Genomic DNA, 15,861 nt, shown 5'->3' with positions numbered 1-15,861 from the left:
ACGAAAGGACTACGCCATGAAGCGTCTCATCATTACCGCCGTCGCCGCCTCCCTGCTGGCCGGGACCGCCCTGTCGGGTACGGCCATGGCCCAGCCCCGTCACGACGACCGCTATCAGCAGCAGCGCGCCTACGAGCAGGGCCGCAAGGACCAAGCCCGCCAGGAACGCCGTGACGACCGTCGCGACGATCGCCGCGAAGCCCGCCGCTGGGCCAAGGGCCAGCGCCTGGACGCCCACTATCGCGGCGACGGCTACTACGTGAAGGACTACCGCCGTCACGGCCTGCGCCAGCCGCCGCGCGGCTACCGCTGGCAGCGCGTCAACGACCAGTACGTCCTGGCCGCCGTCGCCACCGGCCTGATCGCCTCGGTGATCATCGCCAACCACTAAGGACTCCACCGATCCCTCTCCCCTTGCGGGAGAGGGTGGCCCCGCAGCGCGGGGTCGGGTGAGGGGTCGCACCGACCTTGGACGCCGCGACAGCTGCTCAGCCGTCGCGGCGTTCGGCGTTTACGCCTCCCCCGCAAAGCGGTGGAGGAGAAGCGGAGCGGATGGGTTTGAGAGACCCCTCATCCGTCGGCTATCGCCGACACCTTCTCCCGCAAGGGGAGAAGGATGATTTTGACGCAATTCCCCCTTCCCCTCCCGGGGGTCGAAGCGCTAATCGGAAAACATGCCCGAACTGACCGACAGCCACGCCGCCGATCCCCTGATCACCCTGGCCCCGGACAAGTGGGTGACGCTTCGCGACGCCTTCGGCGTGGACAGCGACATGAAGGTTCCGGCCTTCAGCCATCGCGACAGCCACGTGCCGGAGATCGACAGCGCCTACCGCTTCGATCCGCAGACGACCAAGGCCATCTGCGCGGGCTTCGCCAAGGACCGCCGGGTGATGGTCCAGGGCTATCACGGCACTGGCAAGTCGACCCACATCGAGCAGATCGCCGCGCGCCTGAACTGGCCGCTGGTCCGCGTGAACCTCGACAGCCACGTGTCGCGGATCGATCTGGTCGGCAAGGACGCCATCGTCCTGAAGGACGGCAAGCAGGTCACCGAATTCCGCGAAGGCATCCTGCCCTGGTCGCTGCAGCGCCCGATCGCCCTGGTGTTCGACGAATACGACGCCGGCCGTCCGGACGTGATGTTCGTCATCCAGCGCGTGCTGGAGGCCGGCGGCAAGCTGACCCTGCTCGACCAGAACCGGGTGATCCGCGCCAACCCCTATTTCCGGCTGTTCTCGACGACCAACACCATTGGTCTCGGCGACACCACCGGGCTCTATCACGGCACCCAGCAGATCAACCAAGGCCAGATGGACCGCTGGTCGATCGTCACCACGCTGAACTACCTCGAGCACGACGTCGAGGCCGCCATCGTGCTGGCCAAGAACCCGTCCTACGACAACGCCGAGGGCAAGCGCACCCTGGCGGCCATGGTCCGCGTGGCCGACATGACCCGCAACGCCTTCATGAACGGCGACATCTCGACGGTCATGAGCCCACGTACGGTGATCACCTGGGCCCAGAACGCCGAGATCTTCGACGGCGACATCGGCCTGGCCTTCCGCCTGACCTTCCTCAACAAGTGCGACGAGCTGGAACGCCCGACCGTCGCCGAGTTCTACCAGCGCGCCTTCGGCCAGGACCTGCCGGAAAGCGCCGCCCGGGTGAAGGTGGCCTAAGGGCCCTCCCCGTCCGGAAAGATCGAAAGGCGGCCCCCGCGAGGAGGCCGCCTTTTTCTTTGCGCGAACGGCGGGCGGCCCTAAACCTTGGGCTTCAAGCTTGACCGGACCGCCGATGCTGACCTCCCTGCGCCACAACCTGACCAGCCTGACCCGCTTTTCCGGCCGCGACCGGCGCGGGCTGTTCTGGCCCTATGCGGCGAGCGTGCTCGCGCTGGGCTTCGTCTCGCTCGGCGTGACGACCTCGACGATCATGACGGTGATCTTCACCGGGCCGACACAACCGGGACAGGACGATGCGGCGTTGCTGGCGCCGTTCTTCTGGGCGATGCGCCTGTGGGTGCTGGCCATGGTCGCCCTGCTGGCCGCCGCCGTGGCGCGCCGCCTGCACGACCGCGGTCGCTCGGCTCTCTGGGGCCTGCCCGCGCCGGTGTTCCTGACCATCGGCCTGATCCTGTTTCCGATCCTGTTCGGACAGGCCATGAGCGGCGCCGAGATGACGGCTTCGGTCATGGTCCTGCTCCTGGCGCTTTTCGCCAACAACGTCGCCTACCTGGCCTCGCTGGTGCTGCTGCTGGTCCTGCTGGTCAAGGACAGCGACGCGGACGCGAACCGCTACGGGCCGGCGGCCTAGGAGGTCGCTCCCGGCCGCCCCAGCACGTCCCTCACCACCGCGCCGCACGAGGCGCAGGCGATGGCGGTGTCGAGGCCGGTCTGGCCGTAGCGCCTGACGACGAAGCCCGGAGAGACGACGTCGACCCGGAAGCCGTAGGGCTCGGCAAGGGGGTCGTCCCATTCGGATAGATCGACGCGCCCGCGTGTGCCGCAGGCCTCGCAGCCGACGTTCCAGGACCAGAAGTCGCGCTCGACCATGGCCGCCCCTCCCCGGGACGACGCCGCGCCCTCGGAGAAACGGTCATATCAGAAGCCGAGGCGCGGCTTGGTCGGTTAGCCGACCAAGCCAGGCCCCAGGGCTGATCCTCCCCCTCTGGGGGAGGTGGCCCGGAGGGCCGGAGGGGGGACGTTTTCAGCTTCCGAGGCGACGGCCAGCTTGGTCCCTTCTCCCCCCCACCGATCGCTACGCGATCGCCTCCCCCAGAGGGGGAGGTTTCTTCCCACCTGTTCCCCACAGGCACAGCTGCTTTTCCACCATCGCCCTTGAGCCGCCCCGCCCGCGCCCTCATCTGCGCCCTTCCTCCCCGCCGAAAGAGCACGCCCTTCATGTCCGCCCTGTTCACGCCCTTCCGCCTGAAGGACGCCGCCCTTCGCAACCGCATCGCCATCCCGCCGATGTGCCAGTACAGCGCCGAGGACGGCGTCACGACCGACTGGCACCTGCCGCACTATGCGGGCCTGGCGCGCGGCGGGGCGGGGCTGGTGATCGTCGAGGCGACGGCGGTGTCGCCCGAGGGCCGCATCTCGCCCGGCTGCACCGGCATCTGGACCGACGAGCAGGCTGAAGGTCTCGCCAAGATCGCCGCGGCCATCAAGGCGGCCGGGTCCGTTCCCGGCATCCAGATCGCCCACGCCGGCCGCAAGGCCAGCGCCAACCGTCCGTGGGAGGGCGATGATCACATCGAGGGCGGCGATCCGCGTGGCTGGGAGACCATCGCCCCGTCGGCCATCGCCTATGGCCAGGGCCTGCCCAAGGTTCCGCGCGAGATGACCCTGGCCGACATCGAGCGGGTGAAGGCCGACTTCGCCGCCGCCGCCCGCCGCGCCCGCGAGGCCGGTTTCGAGTGGCTGGAACTGCACTTCGCCCACGGCTACCTGGCCCAGAGCTTCTTCTCGCGTCACTCCAACCACCGCACCGACCAGTACGGCGGCGACGCCCTGGCGCGCGGCCGGTTCATGGAAGAGACCCTGGCGGCCGTCCGCGCCGAATGGCCGGAGAACCTGCCGCTGACCGCCCGCTTCGGCGTGCTGGAATATGACGGCCACGACGAGGAGACCCTGGTCGAGTCGATCGACCTGACCCGCCGGATGAAGGCCGGGGGCCTCGACTTGCTGAACGTCAGCGTCGGCTTCACCATCCCGGGCACCAATATCCCGTGGGGGACGCCGTTCCTGGGGCCGATCGCCCGGCGGGTGCGCGAGGAGGCCGGCCTGCCGGTGGCCTCGTCCTGGGGCCTGGACGCCCCGCGCCTGGCCGAGCGCCTGGTGGCCGAGGAGCAGATGGACCTGGTGATGATCGGCCGCGCCCACCTGGCCAATCCGCACTACGCCTACGAGCTGGCCCAGGAACTGGGCGTTCCGCGCCCCACCTGGGCGACCCTGCCCGCGCCCTATGCGCACTGGCTGGACAAGTATCGTCCGGCGGCGGAGCTGGCGGCGGCGGCGGAGTAACTACCCCTTCTCCCAGAGGGAGAAGGAGGGGCCCACGCCGTAGGCGTGGGAGGATGAGGGGTTTCAGCGGTGAGGGCGTACCCCCTCACCCTCCCATTGCTGCGCAATGGGCCCCTCCCTCTCCCCATGGGAGAGGTGAATCTTACAGCGGCACCGCGAAGGTCTGCTTCATGGTCTGGGCCGGGATGTCGGTCTTGACGTTGAGCACGCCGCGGATGCGGGTCAGGTGGTCGGCCTGGAAGCGGCGATAGGCGGCGATGTCGGCGGCGACGACGCGCAACAGCAGGTCGCAGTCGCCGAGCATGACGTAGCACTCGACCACCTCGGGCATCTTGTCGATCTCGGCGACGAAGTGCTCGACGGCGTCCTCGTTCTGCGAGTTCAGCCAGATGCGCGTAAAGAAGGTCTGGCCCCGGCCCACCTTGGCCGCGTCGATCACCGCCACGTAGCGCTCGATGATCCCAGACTCCTCCAGGATCCGCACCCGCCGCAGGCAGGGCGAGGGCGACAGGCCGACGCGCTTGGCCAGCTCGGCGTTCTGGATGCGGCCGTCCTTCTGCAGTTCGCGCAGGATGCGGCGGTCGATGTCGTCGAGCTTCATGGAATCTGCTGCCAGGATCTGGCGATCAGCATCGCCTAGATGCCAATCATTGATCATATGGGAGCATGATCGCAACCCGATTGCGCGAGGTTTGCGCTAGGCTGCCAATCCTTCCCGCAACCGCTCCTCCCCCGGTCGCCCATGACAATCGAAACCTGCGCTCCCGCCGCCATGCCTGGCGACGGGCCCTCCGAACTGCGTTCTGAACTCTGGCCCGAGTTCCGGCGGGGCGTGGTCGCCTCGCTGCCGGTGACGGCCGGCTTCGTACCCTTCGCCCTGGTGCTGGGCGCCCAGGCCGCCCAAAAGGGGCTGAGCGTCGCCGAGACGCCGCTGATGACGGGCCTGAACTTCGCCGGCGGCTCGGAGTTCGCGGCCATCGGCCTGTGGACCTCGCCGCCGCACCTGCTGCTGATCGCCGCCGTGACCCTGATGATCAACAGCCGCCACCTGCTGATGGGCGCGGCGCTGACGCCCTTTTTGAAGGAACTCCCAAAGCGCCGGGTGCTGCCGGCCCTGTTCCTGATGTGCGACGAGAGCTGGGCCATGGCCCTGGCGGATGCGAAAGCGCGCGGGACCTTCAGCCTGGCGCACTACATGGGCGTGGCCCTGCCGATGTGGCTGGCCTGGATCGTCTTCACCGCCCTGGGCGCGATGGTGGGGCCAGTGCTGGGAAACGTCGAGACCCTGGGCTTCGACATGGCCTTCCCCGCGATCTTCCTCGTGCTGCTGCGCGGCATGTGGAAGAGCTTTTCGGCCGCCCGGCCGTGGCTGGTCAGCCTGGCGGTCGCCGCCTGCGGCCACCTGCTGGCGCCGGGGGCCTGGACTGTGGCGGCCGGCGCCCTGGCCGGACTGCTGAGCGCCTGGCTGTGGGCCGGCGGCGAGCAGCGGGAAGAAGAAGGTGCGGCCGCATGATCTCCCTGCCCGTCCTTGCGACCATCCTGGCCATGGCCGGCGTCACCTACCTGACCCGGATCGGCGGCTATCTGGTGCTGCGCAACCGCACGCTTGGGCCGCGCGCCACGGCGGTGATGGAGGCCGCCCCCGGCTGCGTGCTGATCGCGGTGATCGCCCCGCACTTCGTCTCGCCCCGCCCGGCCGACCTGCTGGCCCTGGCGATCACCTTCGTCGCGGCCCTGCGCCTGCCGATGCTGGCCGTGGTGCCGATCGGCATCGTCGCGGCGGGCGGGCTACGGTGGCTGCTGGGGTAGGCGAGGTCGACATTCACCGGCCTGAGCTCATTTTTCGCCGAGTATCCCCGCGAAGGCGGGGATCCAAGCCGAGGTCGCAATCGACCCACGGCCGCGCCTCATCCTGAAATCCAGCTTGGGTCCCCGCCTTCGCGGGGATGCGCGGATTTGAAGGTCGCGAATAGCTGAATGTCGATACGCCCTAGGCGGGGATCAGGCGTCCGGACGCCAGGCGGCCTCGAACGCGGCCGCCTCGATCTGGATCAGCGACATCCGCTCGTCGCCCTCGACGGCCTCGTAGCCGGCCCGCAGGTTTTCGGTGCTCTCGTAGAAGTCGCCGTCGGTCAGGTTGTCGGCCTCGGGGCCGAAATAGTTGGCGACGCTGTCGCGCTCGCGGCGGCCGTCGCGGAAGACATCGACCATGCGCAGCACGCGGCCGTCCTCGTCGACCTCGTAGAACAGGGTGACGGGCTCGTCGGCGTGGTCGTGGGTCCAGTCGCAGCGGTAGTGGGAAAGGCTCATGGCCGCTCCTTTCCCTCGCCGCGCCGCGCGGGGCAAGGCCCGCCCTTGCCATGCCCCCTTCGCACGGCCATCTCTTTGATCATGACCACGCCCGCCGAAGACCTGCTCGACCGCGCGGCCGCCGCGGCCCTGTCGCTGGCCGCCGACCGTCCCTGGCCGCAGATCGCCCTGCGCGACATCGCCGTCGCCGCCGGCGCGCCGTTCGCCGAGCTCTATGCGCGGGCCGACAGCAAGGCCAAGGTGCTCAGCCACCTGTCGCGCCGCTTCGACCAGGCGGCGCTGAACGCCGACGCCGGCGAGGGCGCGGCCGCCCACGACCGCCTGTTCGACGCCGCCATGGCCCGCATCGAGGCCATGGAGCCCCACCGCCACGCCCTGATCGCCATCGCCAAGGCCGAAGGCCTGCCCCGCTCGGCCGCCCGCTTCCCCAAGACCGCCCGGGCGATCCTCGAGGCGGCGAGCATCGACGCCACGCCGGTGCGCCTGGCCGCCATGACCGCCGTCTGGGCCCGCGCCCTGCAGGTCTGGCGCGACGACGAAGGCGCCCTGAACCGCACCATGGCCGAACTCGACAAGCGCCTGAAACAGATGGCCGAGCAGTTGGGCAAGGTCGGCGCGGGGTTCTAGAGGCGCAATCTATGGGCGCAGCATTGCCCTACAAATCCCGCCAAGGTTAAGCTTGTTCGTCGACGAGCGGTCGTAGCGCACCGCGCTACATTCTGCTCGACATTCGTAGCGCGTTACGCTACACATGATGGCGGACATCGATGATCCAAAGCTGGAAGAGCGTTGCCGCCAAAGCCGTCTTCCTGGGACATTCGCCTAAGGGCTTTCCCGCCGATCTGGTGCGGCGAGCCCGTCGGGTGCTGACCCAGCTAAACGCGGTCACCGAGACGGCGCAGATGCGCATACCGCCCGGCAACCGCCTGCACGCCCTGGACGGGGACCGGGCCGGCGAGTGGTCGGTCAGCGTCAACGACCAGTTCCGGATCACCTTCCGGTGGGGCGACGACGGACCGGAAGACGTCTGGTTCGGCGACTATCACTGAGCGCATGAGTGCGAAGGACACGAACGATGAGCGACACCTTCCTCGATCTCGACTTCGTCTCGCCCCTGCCGCACCCCGGCGAGATCCTGCGCGAGGACTTCATGGCGCCGATGGGCCTGACCGCCGGCGCGCTGGCCAAGGCCATGGGGCTGAAGGACCGTACGCGGATCGAGCGCCTGACCCGCGAGACCCAGCCCGTGACACCCGACACGGCCCTGCGGCTGGAGCGGGTGTTTTCCATGGACGCGCGGTTCTGGATGAACCTGCAGGCCCAGCACGACCTGTCGCGGACGGTGATCGAGCGCCGCGCCGACCTGGAAGCGATCCAGCCGCTGGTCGCGGCCTAGGTCGGATCGACATTCAGCTATTTGCGATCTTCAAATCCGCGCATCCCCGCGAAGGCGGGGACCCAAGCTGGATTTCAGGATGAGGCGCGACCGTGGATCGACCGCCACCTCGGCTTGGATCCCCGCCTTCGCGGGGATGCTCGGTGAAAAATGAGCTCAGGCCGGTGAATGTCTCTCCGCCCTAAGCCTCGTTCCAGGACAGGCTGCTGTTGCGGGCCACCTTGATCGCGCGGGCGACGGGGGGCGGCACGGTGGCGGGCCAGCGGGCGGCGACGAAGCGTTCCTTGGTCAGCCAGGCCAGGGAGACGCTGTCGGACTGGTTGCCGCCGAGGATGCGATAGGCCCCGTCGTCCTCGCCGGCGTAGAAGCCGACATGGCCCTTGCCGCTGCCACGGCCGTCGCGCCAGAACACCATCACCGCGCCCGGGGTCGGGGCGGTGGGGATGCCGAAACGCTCCCAGGCGCGGGCCGACAGCAGGCCGGCCGGGGTCGGTTCGCGGTCGAGGGTGGCCGAGACGCAGTGGCCGACGAAGAGGCCGCACCAGGGCACGTCGTCGCCGGTGTAGATGCTCTTGAGCCCCTGGTCGGAAGCCCAGTCGATGATCTCGGGATTGTCGCCCCGGCCGGGCTTCTCGCGGGTGCCGATCAGGCGGCGGGCCTCCTGGAACCAGACCAGGCTCGGATCGTCGAAATCGGCCAGGGTCAGGGGCGTGGGGGCGTTGACCGCCGGGGCGCCCTGGAACAGGGCCGCCAGGGTCAGGGGGCCGACCACCCCGTCGGGCTCGAGCCCGTGCTTGAGCTGGAAGCGGCGGACGGCGGCCACCGTGGCCCGTCCCCACACCCCGTCGATCGGCCCGGGCGTATAGCCGCGCGCCGCCAGCTGCTGCTGGATGTCCTTGATTTTCATGACCGCAACTCCGTCGCGTAGCGGCGTTATCCGAACGACAAGCCGCGCCATGAGTCAATCATGGAGTGTATTTCACGGATTGCCCGTAATCCTTACATCGCCGCTGCGTCGGAAACGGTCGCGCCCCCAGCCGGATCCCCCTTCCCCAATCCGTCCTTCCCCGCGAAGGCGGGGACCCAAGCTGACTTTCAGGATGAGGCGCGTCTGCGGGCGATCCGCGGATTCGGCTTGGGTCCCCGCCTTCGCGGGGATGCTCGGTGAAGAGGGTCCCGATGGCGCCAGGACCATGCGAGGCCCCGGAAGTCCGATCCGCCCTACCCCGGCAGCCGCATCACCGCCCGCAGCCCGCCCATCGGCGAGCGCTCCAGGACAAGGTCGCCGCCGAGGCCGCGGGCCATGTCGCGGGCCAGCGCCAGGCCGAGGCCGACGCCCTTCTCGTTCTGGTTCCGCGACTCGTCGAGGCGGTTGAAGGGCTTGAAGGCCTCTTCGTAGCGGTCCTCGGGAATGCCGGGGCCGTCGTCGTCGACCATGATCAGCACCCCGCCGGTCAGGCGCGGCTCCAGGGTGACGCGGACGGCCTCGCCGTGGGCGGCGGCGTTGTCCACCAGGTTGGTCAGGGCCCGCTTGAAGGCGCTGGGGCGCAGATTGGCGCTCAGCCCCTGCTCCAGCACCGTCTCGACCCTGGCCCCGCCGCGCTCGGCCCCGGCGCAGACCCCGGCGATCAGCGGCGCCAGTTCCACGCCCTGAAGGGCCTCGCCGCCCTCCCCCCGGGCGAAGGCCAGGTACTCGTCGATCATGTGCTCCATTTCGGAGAGATCGCGCTTGATGGCCTCGACCTGCGGGCCGGGCTCGGCCAGGGCCATCTCCAGCTTCAGGCGGGTGAGCGGGGTGCGCAGGTCGTGGCTGACGCTGGCCAGCAGGGCCGTGCGCTGCTCGATATGGCGCTGGATGCGGGCCTTCATGGACAGGAAGGCCTGGGCCGCCTGGCGCACCTCGCGCGCGCCGTGCGGCTTGAACTCGTGCTCGGCCCCGCGTCCGAAGGCGTCGGCGGCGTCGGCCAGGCGCTCGATGGCCCGCACCTGGTTGCGGATGAAGAGGATGGCGATGGCCGTCAGCAGCATGGTCGCCACCACCATCCACAGGATGAAGATGTGGCCTTGGGTGGCGAAGGCGCGGTCGCGCGGGGCGAAGATCCGCAGGGTGCCTTCCTTGACCTTCACCCGGATCTCGACGTGGGCGGCGTAGCGGTTGGAGGCGTCGAACCAGAAGGGCTCGTCCAGCCGCTCCTCCAGCGCCCGCTGCATCGAGCGGTCGAGCGAGGCGAACATCGCCGGCCGCTTGCCCGTCGGCAGTTCGCGGCCCTTCAGCAGGGCGATCGACAGGTCCATGGTCTGCTCGGCCCGCTCGGCCATCGCCTTGACGGCGGCGGGGCTGGGATCGTCCTGATAGGTGGCCACGGCCCAGGCGATGTCGCCGGCCAGCCCCTCGGACAGCCGGCTGTTCACCGTCTCCCAGTGGGCGTCGAAGAAGCCCCAGGTGACGGCGATCTGCATCACCGCCACGGGCAGGACGATGATCAGCAGGGAGCGGCCGAACAGCGAGGTCGGCAGCCAGCGCTTGATCTGGCGCGGAATGAACAGGCGGGTGCGCAGGCGCATTCTAACCCCCTCTCCCCTTGCGGGAGAGGGTGGCCTCCGAAGGAGGTCGGGTGAGGGGTCGATAGACGGCGCCGCCGCGACGGCGTTGAGGCCGAGCGGAGCGTCGGGGTTCTGAGAGACCCCTCATCCGTCGGCTTTCGCCGACACCTTCTCCCGCAAGGGGAGAAGGATTTGGCTGCATCCCCATCAATCCGGCGCCAGCCGATAGCCCACCCCGCGCACGGTCTGCAGGTAGCGGGGGTTCTTGGGGTCGGGTTCGATCTTGCGGCGCAGGCGGGTGACCTGGACGTCGACGGCGCGGCCGGTGGCGTCGGCGGTGTCGCGGGCCAGTTCCAGGCGGTCGACGGGCTCGTGCAGGGCGCGGGCCAGGCGGCGCAGCAGGGCGACCTCGGCCTCGGTCAGGCGCACGGGGACGCCGGCTCTGGTCAGCTCGCCGCGATCGGGGGCGAAGGCGCAGTCGCCCATGACGATCTCGCGCGGGCCGATCGGCTTGGGCGCGGCCCGGCGCAGGATCGACTCGATGCGCAGCAGCAGTTCCTGCGGCTCGAACGGCTTGGCCAGGTAGTCGTCGGCGCCGTGGGTCAGGCCCTCGATGCGGTCGCCGGTCTGGTCGCGGGCGGTCAGCATCAGGATCGGCACCTTGCCGATCTCGCCGCCCTTGGCCCGCAGGCGCTTGGTGAACGAGAACCCGTCCTCGCCCGGCATCATCACGTCGAGCACCAGCAGGTCGAAGTCCATCACCGCCACCAGCCGGTCGGCGTGGGCGGCGTCGGCCGCGGCGCTGACCCTGAAGCCGGCGCGGCTGAGGAACTGCTTGAGCAGGTCGCGGATGCGGTCGTCGTCATCGACCACCAGGAGATGACGCTCGCGTCTTTCCTCGGGGCTCACAGGGCCTCCCTCCGATTGACGCCGACGCCCTGGCGCGGGCCGGCCAGGGCCGCCAGGATGCGCCGCGCGCCGGGCACGCCATCGAGCCCCCCCGTGCGGTACGCACGACCCAGGAGCGCCCGCAAGCGCTCGCTGACCCGGGCCTCGAAGGCCTTGCCGGCCTCGGTCAGCACGGCGGGCCGGCGACGGGCGTCGAGATCACCGGCGGCCTTCTCGGCCAGGCCCAGCTTCTGCAGGTCGCTCAGGGTCTTGCTGGCGGCCTGTTTCGACAGGCTGGTCAGCTTGGAAAGGTCCTGCACGCCGATGCCCGGACGCCGGCGCAGCAGGAAGGCCGCGCGCCAGTGCGAGCGCCCCAGGCCCGGCCCTTCGGTCTCCAGCACCCCGTCGACCGCCGCCCACAGCGCCGCCTCGGCCAGGAGAATCAACTCCAGGCCTCCATCGAGCTCCTCCTCGCGCAGGATCAGGCGGGGATCGGCGTGCGGCGTCATGCGGGCGCGTCCATTTTGTTTGACCTTCCGGCTCCTCGGGCGTCTAAGGACCGGGTTCCAAATAAGGAGGTCTTGGACCGATGTCTCTCGTTCCCTTCGATGATCGCGACGGATGGATCTGGCTGGACGGCCAGTTCGTTCCCTGGCGCGAGGCGAAGGTGCACGTATTGACGCACGGCCTGCACTACGCCTCGTCGGTGTTCGAGGGCGAACGCATGTACGGCGGCGAGATCTTCAAGCTGACCGAGCATACCGAGCGCCTGTTCAAGTCGGCCGAAATCCTCGACTTCGAAATCCCCTACACGGTGGCCGAGATCGACGAGGCCTGCAAGGCGACGGCCGCCAAGAACGGCCTGTCGGACTGCTATGTGCGCCCGATCGCCTGGCGCGGCAGCGAGATGATCGGCGTCTCGGCCCAGCAGACCAAGATCCACGTGGCCATCGCCGTGTGGGACTGGCCCAGCTATTTCGACCCGGCGCTGAAGGCCAAGGGCATCCGCCTGACCTGGGCCAAGTACAACCGCCCGGACCCGAAGACCGCCCCCGTCGCCGCCAAGGCCGCCGGCCTCTACATGATCTGCACCATCTCCAAGCACGCCGCGGAGAAGGACGGCTACACCGACGCGATGATGCTGGACTACCGCGGCTACGTGGCCGAGGCGACCGGCGCCAACGTGTTCTTCGTCAAGGACGGCGTGCTGCACACGCCCAAGCCCGACTGCTTCCTCGATGGCATCACCCGCCGCACGGTGATCGACATCGCCAAGGGCAAGGGGATCGAGGTGGTCGAGCGCCACATCGAAAAGGAAGAGCTCTCGGGCTTCACCGAGTGCTTCATCGTCGGCACCGCCGCCGAGGTGACCCCGGTCGCCGAGATCGGCGAGTTCACCTTCACCCCCGGCAAGTTGTCGCTGAGCCTGATGGACGCCTATGCGGCCCTCGTGCGCCGCGAAGAGGTCGTGCCGGCGTAAGGCTGGGTCGCGAGCTTTGAAATCGAGAACCCCGGGGCGGCGACGCCTCGGGGTTTTTCTTTGGCCGGGGAAGACCCCCTCAGTCGCTTCGCGACAGCTCCCCCAGAGGGGGAGCATCTGTCTTGCTAGATCCTCCCCCTCTGGGGGAGGTGGCCCGGAGGGCCGGAGGGGGCCCGCGAAGCGGGTCTACTCCCCCCTCGCCTCCTCGCCCAGGAACCGCACCTTGGCTCCCTTCTCCACCGCCGCCCCCAGCTGCTGCGCGTCCCAGTTGGTCAGGCGCACGCAGCCGTGCGAGGCGCGCTTGTTGACCAGTTTCGGATCGGGCGTGCCGTGGATGCCGTAGGTGTCCTTGGTCAGGTCGATCCAGGTCGAGCCGACCGGATTGTTCGGCCCGGCCTTGATGGTCAGCTTGCCCTTGGGCTTGCCGAAGGTCAGGCGCGAGGGGTCGTAGGTGTAGGTCGGGCGCGGCGCCACGGTGCGCACCGCCCACTCGCCGCTGGGGGCCGGACGCTCGGTGCTGCCCACCGTGGCCGGATAGACCGCCAGCAGGTTGTCCTGACCGTCATAGGCCCGCACCTGGCCGACGCCCTTGTCGATGTCGATCCGCGTCACCTTGGCCGGCAGCTCGCGCGGCCCCAGGGCCGCCACGGCGATGCGGGTCCCGGCCTTGCCGAAGTCGGCGCCGGGATTGAGGGCCTGCAGCAGCGCCTCGTCCATGTGGAAGCGCTCGGCCAGGGCCTCCAGCGGGCTGGTGTAGGAAAGCGCCGGCAGCCTGGCCATCGCCTCGTAGTCGTCCTTGGGGATCATCTTGGCGTACGGCCCGTCGGCGTCCTCCTGGGTGATCACGTAGTCGGTCAGCACCTGGCCGCCGTCGGCCTCGATCAGCGCCTTCCACAGGTCGGGCGTCACCTCGCCGTCGACGCTCAGGCCCTGCGCCTGCTGGAAGGCCTCGATGGCCAGCCTCAGGTTCGTGCCGGTGACCCCGTCGATGGACCCCGGCGAGAAGCGGGCGCGGTCGAGCAGCACCTGCACCCGCACCAGGGAAGGCGCGATCATCGACGGATCGGCCGGCGGCGCGGTCTGCGGGCCGGCCGCCTCGACGGCCTGAGCCAGGGGCGAACGGTCGGCCGAAGCGACCTTCGACGACTGGGGGGCCTGAGCCGTTGCGGGCGGCGGCGGCGCCTCGGCCTTCCGCTCCCCACGCGAGCAGGCCGCCGCCAGGACGCATCCGGCCAGCAGGGCCGCGAGACGAAGGGTCGAAGGCATCGCATACTCCACGCACGAGGAACGTCTTGCAGGTCTCAAGCCTTGAGCCATGGCGAAGTTCCGGAGGCGGTGCGCTTGGCGGCTCGATGGCGAAGGGGGACGAGGGAACGGCGGCGCGGCCGGCGGCTGGGCTCGATCCTGCTCGTCCTGCTGCTGGCCGGCTGCGTCGGGACGGGCGCCTGGCTGCTCTGGCCGACGGGCGCCCCGCCGGCCCCGGAGACCCCGACCGGCGACGGCGCCGACGAGCCGGTCGCGGCCGCCCCGCAATACGTGCCGTCCAACGATCCGCCGGCCGCGCCCCTGGCGCCCCTGCCGCTGGACGAGACCTGCGAAGGCTCCGCCCCGCCCGGCGCGGCCCAGGCCAACGCCGACAGCCTCAACACCATGAGCTGGGCGCCGTTCGGCCGGCAGGAGGTCGGCTGGACCATCTACGCCCCGCGCATCGGCGCCGAGCTGGCCACCGCCTGCGGCCCCGGCACGACCCGCTTCGCCGGCGCCCTGGCCGGCTGGCAGGCGGCCCATCGCCTGGCGCCCACCGGCGTGCTCGATGCGGCCACCTTCGACGTCATGAAGACCCGCTGGACCCTGGCCCGCCCCTTCGCGGCCATCAACGCCCGCGGCGAATGCCCCAACGCGCCCGCACAGTCAGGCCTCTCGGCCGCCCGTTCCGACGAGGTCTATGGGAGCAAGCCGGCCTATCTGCGGCCCGGCGCGCTGGACGCCTATCGCCGGCTGGTCGAGGCTGCCCGCAAGGACGGCGTGGTCTCGGCCCGCGACCCGCGCGTGCTGACCATCTTCTCCAGCTTCCGCGACCCGGCCGCCGACGCCGCCCGCTGCGCCCGCGACAACAACTGCCAGGGCGTCAGCCGCACCATCTGCTCGGCCCACCGCACGGGCCTCGCCGTCGACCTCTTCGTCGCCGCCGCCCCGGGCTACGGCCCCGACTCCAGCGCCGACGACAACCGCCGCTTCATGGCCCGGTCGGACGTCTATCGCTGGCTGGTGGTCAACGCCGGCCGCTTCGGCTTCGTCAACTACGTGTTCGAGCCCTGGCACTGGGAATGGACGGGCGAGCCGCCCCTGCCCGGCGTGCCGATCTCAAGCCTGCCTCAAGAAGGATCACAACCTCTCGATCAGGGGGCGCCTGCGCCTCAACCCGGCCAGAAAGCCTCCCCAAGTAAGACGCATGAAGTTCGCTGACGCTCACATGCCCGGCCGGCGCGAGATCTTGGCCGGCCTCTTCGCCCTCCCCGCCAGTTCGGTCCTGGCGGCGCCGCGCGTGGCCGCGCCGCCGCGCCCGCCGATCGTCACCGTGCTGGGCGACTCGATCACCGCCGGCCTGGGCGTGCGTCCCGGCGAGGCGATGCCGGCCCGCTTGCAGGCGGCCCTGGCGGCGCGGGGCGTCAGCGTCCAGGTGCGCGCCGCCGGCCGCAACGGCGACACCAGCGCCGGCGGTCTCTCCCGCCTCGAAGGGGCGTTGGGCGCCGACACCACCCTCTGCGTCGTGGCCCTGGGCGGCAACGACCTGCTGCAAGGCCTGCGCCCCGAGGCGACGCGGGCCAATCTCCGCGCCATCCTCACCCGCCTGCGCGAGCGGCGCATCCCCGCCGTCCTGGCCGGCGTCAACGCCCCGGCCCTGCTCGGCGCCGACTACGCCCGCCGCTTCAACGCCGTCTACACCGATCTCGCCCGCGACTTCGCCGTCCCCCTGCTGCCCAACCTCCTGGCCGGCATCGGCGGCTCGCGCCGCTACATGCAGAACGACGGCATCCACCCGAACGCGGAAGGCGCGAGGGTGATCGCGGCCAACCTGGCGCCGGTCGTGGCCCAGGCCCTGGCGCGGGGGACGGTGGTGGCGGTGCGCTGACCCCCTCAGTCGGCTTCGCCGACAGCTCCCCCAGAGGGGGAGCATCTTGGCGCTCAGATCCTCCCCCTCTGGGGGAGGTGGC

General features: G+C 70.1%; 20 protein-coding genes. 12 read left to right on the top strand and 8 right to left on the bottom strand.

The genetic code is table 11. From position 1 onward, the window contains the following. Positions 1–16 precede the first annotated feature (16 nt). From AC07NG_RS04630 to AC07NG_RS04620, 3 genes are all read left to right on the top strand, one after another. The gene (locus AC07NG_RS04630) at positions 17–391 is read left to right on the top strand and encodes an RcnB family protein (RefSeq protein ID WP_487290474.1); all 375 of its coding nucleotides are present in this window, start codon (positions 17–19) and stop codon (positions 389–391) included. A 283-nt stretch (positions 392–674) separates the two neighbouring features. Further along, on the top strand, positions 675–1,682 hold the full coding sequence (gene cobS / locus AC07NG_RS04625; RefSeq protein ID WP_487290473.1) for a cobaltochelatase subunit CobS: 1,008 nt from the start codon (positions 675–677) through the stop codon (positions 1,680–1,682). Between the two features lie 115 nt (positions 1,683–1,797). Beyond that, positions 1,798–2,316, top strand: coding sequence for a DUF805 domain-containing protein (locus AC07NG_RS04620; RefSeq protein WP_494592490.1), 519 nt, complete (start codon positions 1,798–1,800; stop codon positions 2,314–2,316). Here the strand turns inward: AC07NG_RS04620 and AC07NG_RS04615 are convergent. Next, a complete protein-coding gene (locus AC07NG_RS04615) occupies positions 2,313–2,555 on the bottom strand; it encodes a hypothetical protein (RefSeq protein ID WP_494592488.1) in 243 nt (80 codons plus the stop codon). The two genes, AC07NG_RS04620 and AC07NG_RS04615, sit on opposite strands and share 4 nt — an antisense overlap. Positions 2,556–2,903: 348 nt before the next feature. Here AC07NG_RS04615 and AC07NG_RS04610 point away from each other — a divergent pair, with 348 nt between their 5' ends. After that, complete coding sequence (locus AC07NG_RS04610; RefSeq protein ID WP_494592486.1) at positions 2,904–4,028, top strand: NADH:flavin oxidoreductase/NADH oxidase; 1,125 nt, start codon at positions 2,904–2,906, stop codon at positions 4,026–4,028. 142 nt (positions 4,029–4,170) lie between these two features. Here the strand turns inward: AC07NG_RS04610 and AC07NG_RS04605 are convergent, their stop codons facing one another. After that, a complete protein-coding gene (locus AC07NG_RS04605) occupies positions 4,171–4,629 on the bottom strand; it encodes an Lrp/AsnC family transcriptional regulator (RefSeq protein ID WP_110120596.1) in 459 nt (152 codons plus the stop codon). 141 nt (positions 4,630–4,770) lie between these two features. Here AC07NG_RS04605 and AC07NG_RS04600 point away from each other — a divergent pair, with 141 nt between their 5' ends. After that, positions 4,771–5,541, top strand: coding sequence for an AzlC family ABC transporter permease (locus AC07NG_RS04600; protein WP_492853874.1), 771 nt, complete (start codon positions 4,771–4,773; stop codon positions 5,539–5,541). Next, the gene (locus AC07NG_RS04595) at positions 5,538–5,837 is read left to right on the top strand and encodes an AzlD family protein (protein ID WP_487290468.1); all 300 of its coding nucleotides are present in this window, start codon (positions 5,538–5,540) and stop codon (positions 5,835–5,837) included. Before AC07NG_RS04600 ends, AC07NG_RS04595 begins: the two co-directional genes overlap by 4 nt. A 192-nt stretch (positions 5,838–6,029) precedes the next feature. Here the strand turns inward: AC07NG_RS04595 and AC07NG_RS04590 are convergent, their stop codons facing one another. Then, positions 6,030–6,338, bottom strand: a complete 309-nt coding sequence (locus AC07NG_RS04590; protein ID WP_487290467.1) for a DUF6881 domain-containing protein — start codon at positions 6,336–6,338, stop codon at positions 6,030–6,032. Between the two features lie 81 nt (positions 6,339–6,419). On the opposite strand from AC07NG_RS04590, the gene AC07NG_RS04585 reads away from it, so the two are divergent. From AC07NG_RS04585 to AC07NG_RS04575, 3 genes are all read left to right on the top strand, one after another. After that, on the top strand, positions 6,420–6,965 hold the full coding sequence (locus AC07NG_RS04585) for a TetR family transcriptional regulator (RefSeq protein ID WP_492853875.1): 546 nt from the start codon (positions 6,420–6,422) through the stop codon (positions 6,963–6,965). A 140-nt stretch (positions 6,966–7,105) separates the two neighbouring features. Further along, positions 7,106–7,387, top strand: coding sequence for a type II toxin-antitoxin system RelE/ParE family toxin (locus tag AC07NG_RS04580; RefSeq protein WP_494592482.1), 282 nt, complete (start codon positions 7,106–7,108; stop codon positions 7,385–7,387). Between the two features lie 26 nt (positions 7,388–7,413). Beyond that, positions 7,414–7,734 (top strand): HigA family addiction module antitoxin, encoded by a 321-nt coding sequence (locus tag AC07NG_RS04575; RefSeq protein ID WP_110120603.1) that lies wholly within the window; start codon positions 7,414–7,416, stop codon positions 7,732–7,734. Between the two features lie 181 nt (positions 7,735–7,915). On the opposite strand, the gene AC07NG_RS04570 is transcribed toward AC07NG_RS04575, so the two are convergent. The 4 genes from AC07NG_RS04570 to AC07NG_RS04555 all read right to left on the bottom strand — a co-directional run bounded on the left by AC07NG_RS04570 (position 7,916) and on the right by AC07NG_RS04555 (position 11,675). Further along, a complete protein-coding gene (locus tag AC07NG_RS04570) occupies positions 7,916–8,641 on the bottom strand; it encodes an NlpC/P60 family protein (RefSeq protein WP_487290465.1) in 726 nt (241 codons plus the stop codon). Between the two features lie 314 nt (positions 8,642–8,955). After that, positions 8,956–10,299: an ATP-binding protein gene (locus AC07NG_RS04565; protein WP_494592480.1), complete on the bottom strand. Its 1,344-nt coding sequence runs from the start codon at positions 10,297–10,299 to the stop codon at positions 8,956–8,958. Positions 10,300–10,485: 186 nt separating this feature from the next. Beyond that, positions 10,486–11,187 carry a response regulator gene (locus tag AC07NG_RS04560; protein ID WP_110120606.1) on the bottom strand — a complete coding sequence of 234 codons (702 nt, stop codon included), beginning with the start codon at positions 11,185–11,187 and terminating at the stop codon, positions 10,486–10,488. Beyond that, positions 11,184–11,675 (bottom strand): MarR family winged helix-turn-helix transcriptional regulator, encoded by a 492-nt coding sequence (locus AC07NG_RS04555; protein ID WP_058349175.1) that lies wholly within the window; start codon positions 11,673–11,675, stop codon positions 11,184–11,186. Before AC07NG_RS04555 ends, AC07NG_RS04560 begins: the two co-directional genes overlap by 4 nt. An 80-nt stretch (positions 11,676–11,755) precedes the next feature. On the opposite strand from AC07NG_RS04555, the gene AC07NG_RS04550 reads away from it, so the two are divergent. Beyond that, a complete protein-coding gene (locus AC07NG_RS04550; RefSeq protein WP_494592476.1) occupies positions 11,756–12,646 on the top strand; it encodes a branched-chain amino acid aminotransferase in 891 nt (296 codons plus the stop codon). 186 nt (positions 12,647–12,832) lie between these two features. On the opposite strand, the gene AC07NG_RS04545 is transcribed toward AC07NG_RS04550, so the two are convergent. Then, the gene (locus tag AC07NG_RS04545; protein ID WP_494592474.1) at positions 12,833–13,912 is read right to left on the bottom strand and encodes a L,D-transpeptidase family protein; all 1,080 of its coding nucleotides are present in this window, start codon (positions 13,910–13,912) and stop codon (positions 12,833–12,835) included. 75 nt (positions 13,913–13,987) lie between these two features. Between AC07NG_RS04545 and AC07NG_RS04540 the strand changes: the two genes are divergently transcribed. Both AC07NG_RS04540 and AC07NG_RS04535 read left to right on the top strand, forming a co-directional pair. Then, positions 13,988–15,112: a D-alanyl-D-alanine carboxypeptidase family protein gene (locus AC07NG_RS04540; RefSeq protein WP_494592472.1), complete on the top strand. Its 1,125-nt coding sequence runs from the start codon at positions 13,988–13,990 to the stop codon at positions 15,110–15,112. Continuing rightward, positions 15,099–15,779, top strand: coding sequence for an arylesterase (locus AC07NG_RS04535; protein ID WP_494592470.1), 681 nt, complete (start codon positions 15,099–15,101; stop codon positions 15,777–15,779). Before AC07NG_RS04540 ends, AC07NG_RS04535 begins: the two co-directional genes overlap by 14 nt. Positions 15,780–15,861 lie beyond the last annotated feature (82 nt).

This window comes from Caulobacter sp. GW821-FHT10C03, assembly GCF_059415485.1.
The sequence above is the reverse complement of the archived record's forward strand: the minus strand, read 5'-3'. Positions and strand labels throughout refer to the sequence as shown.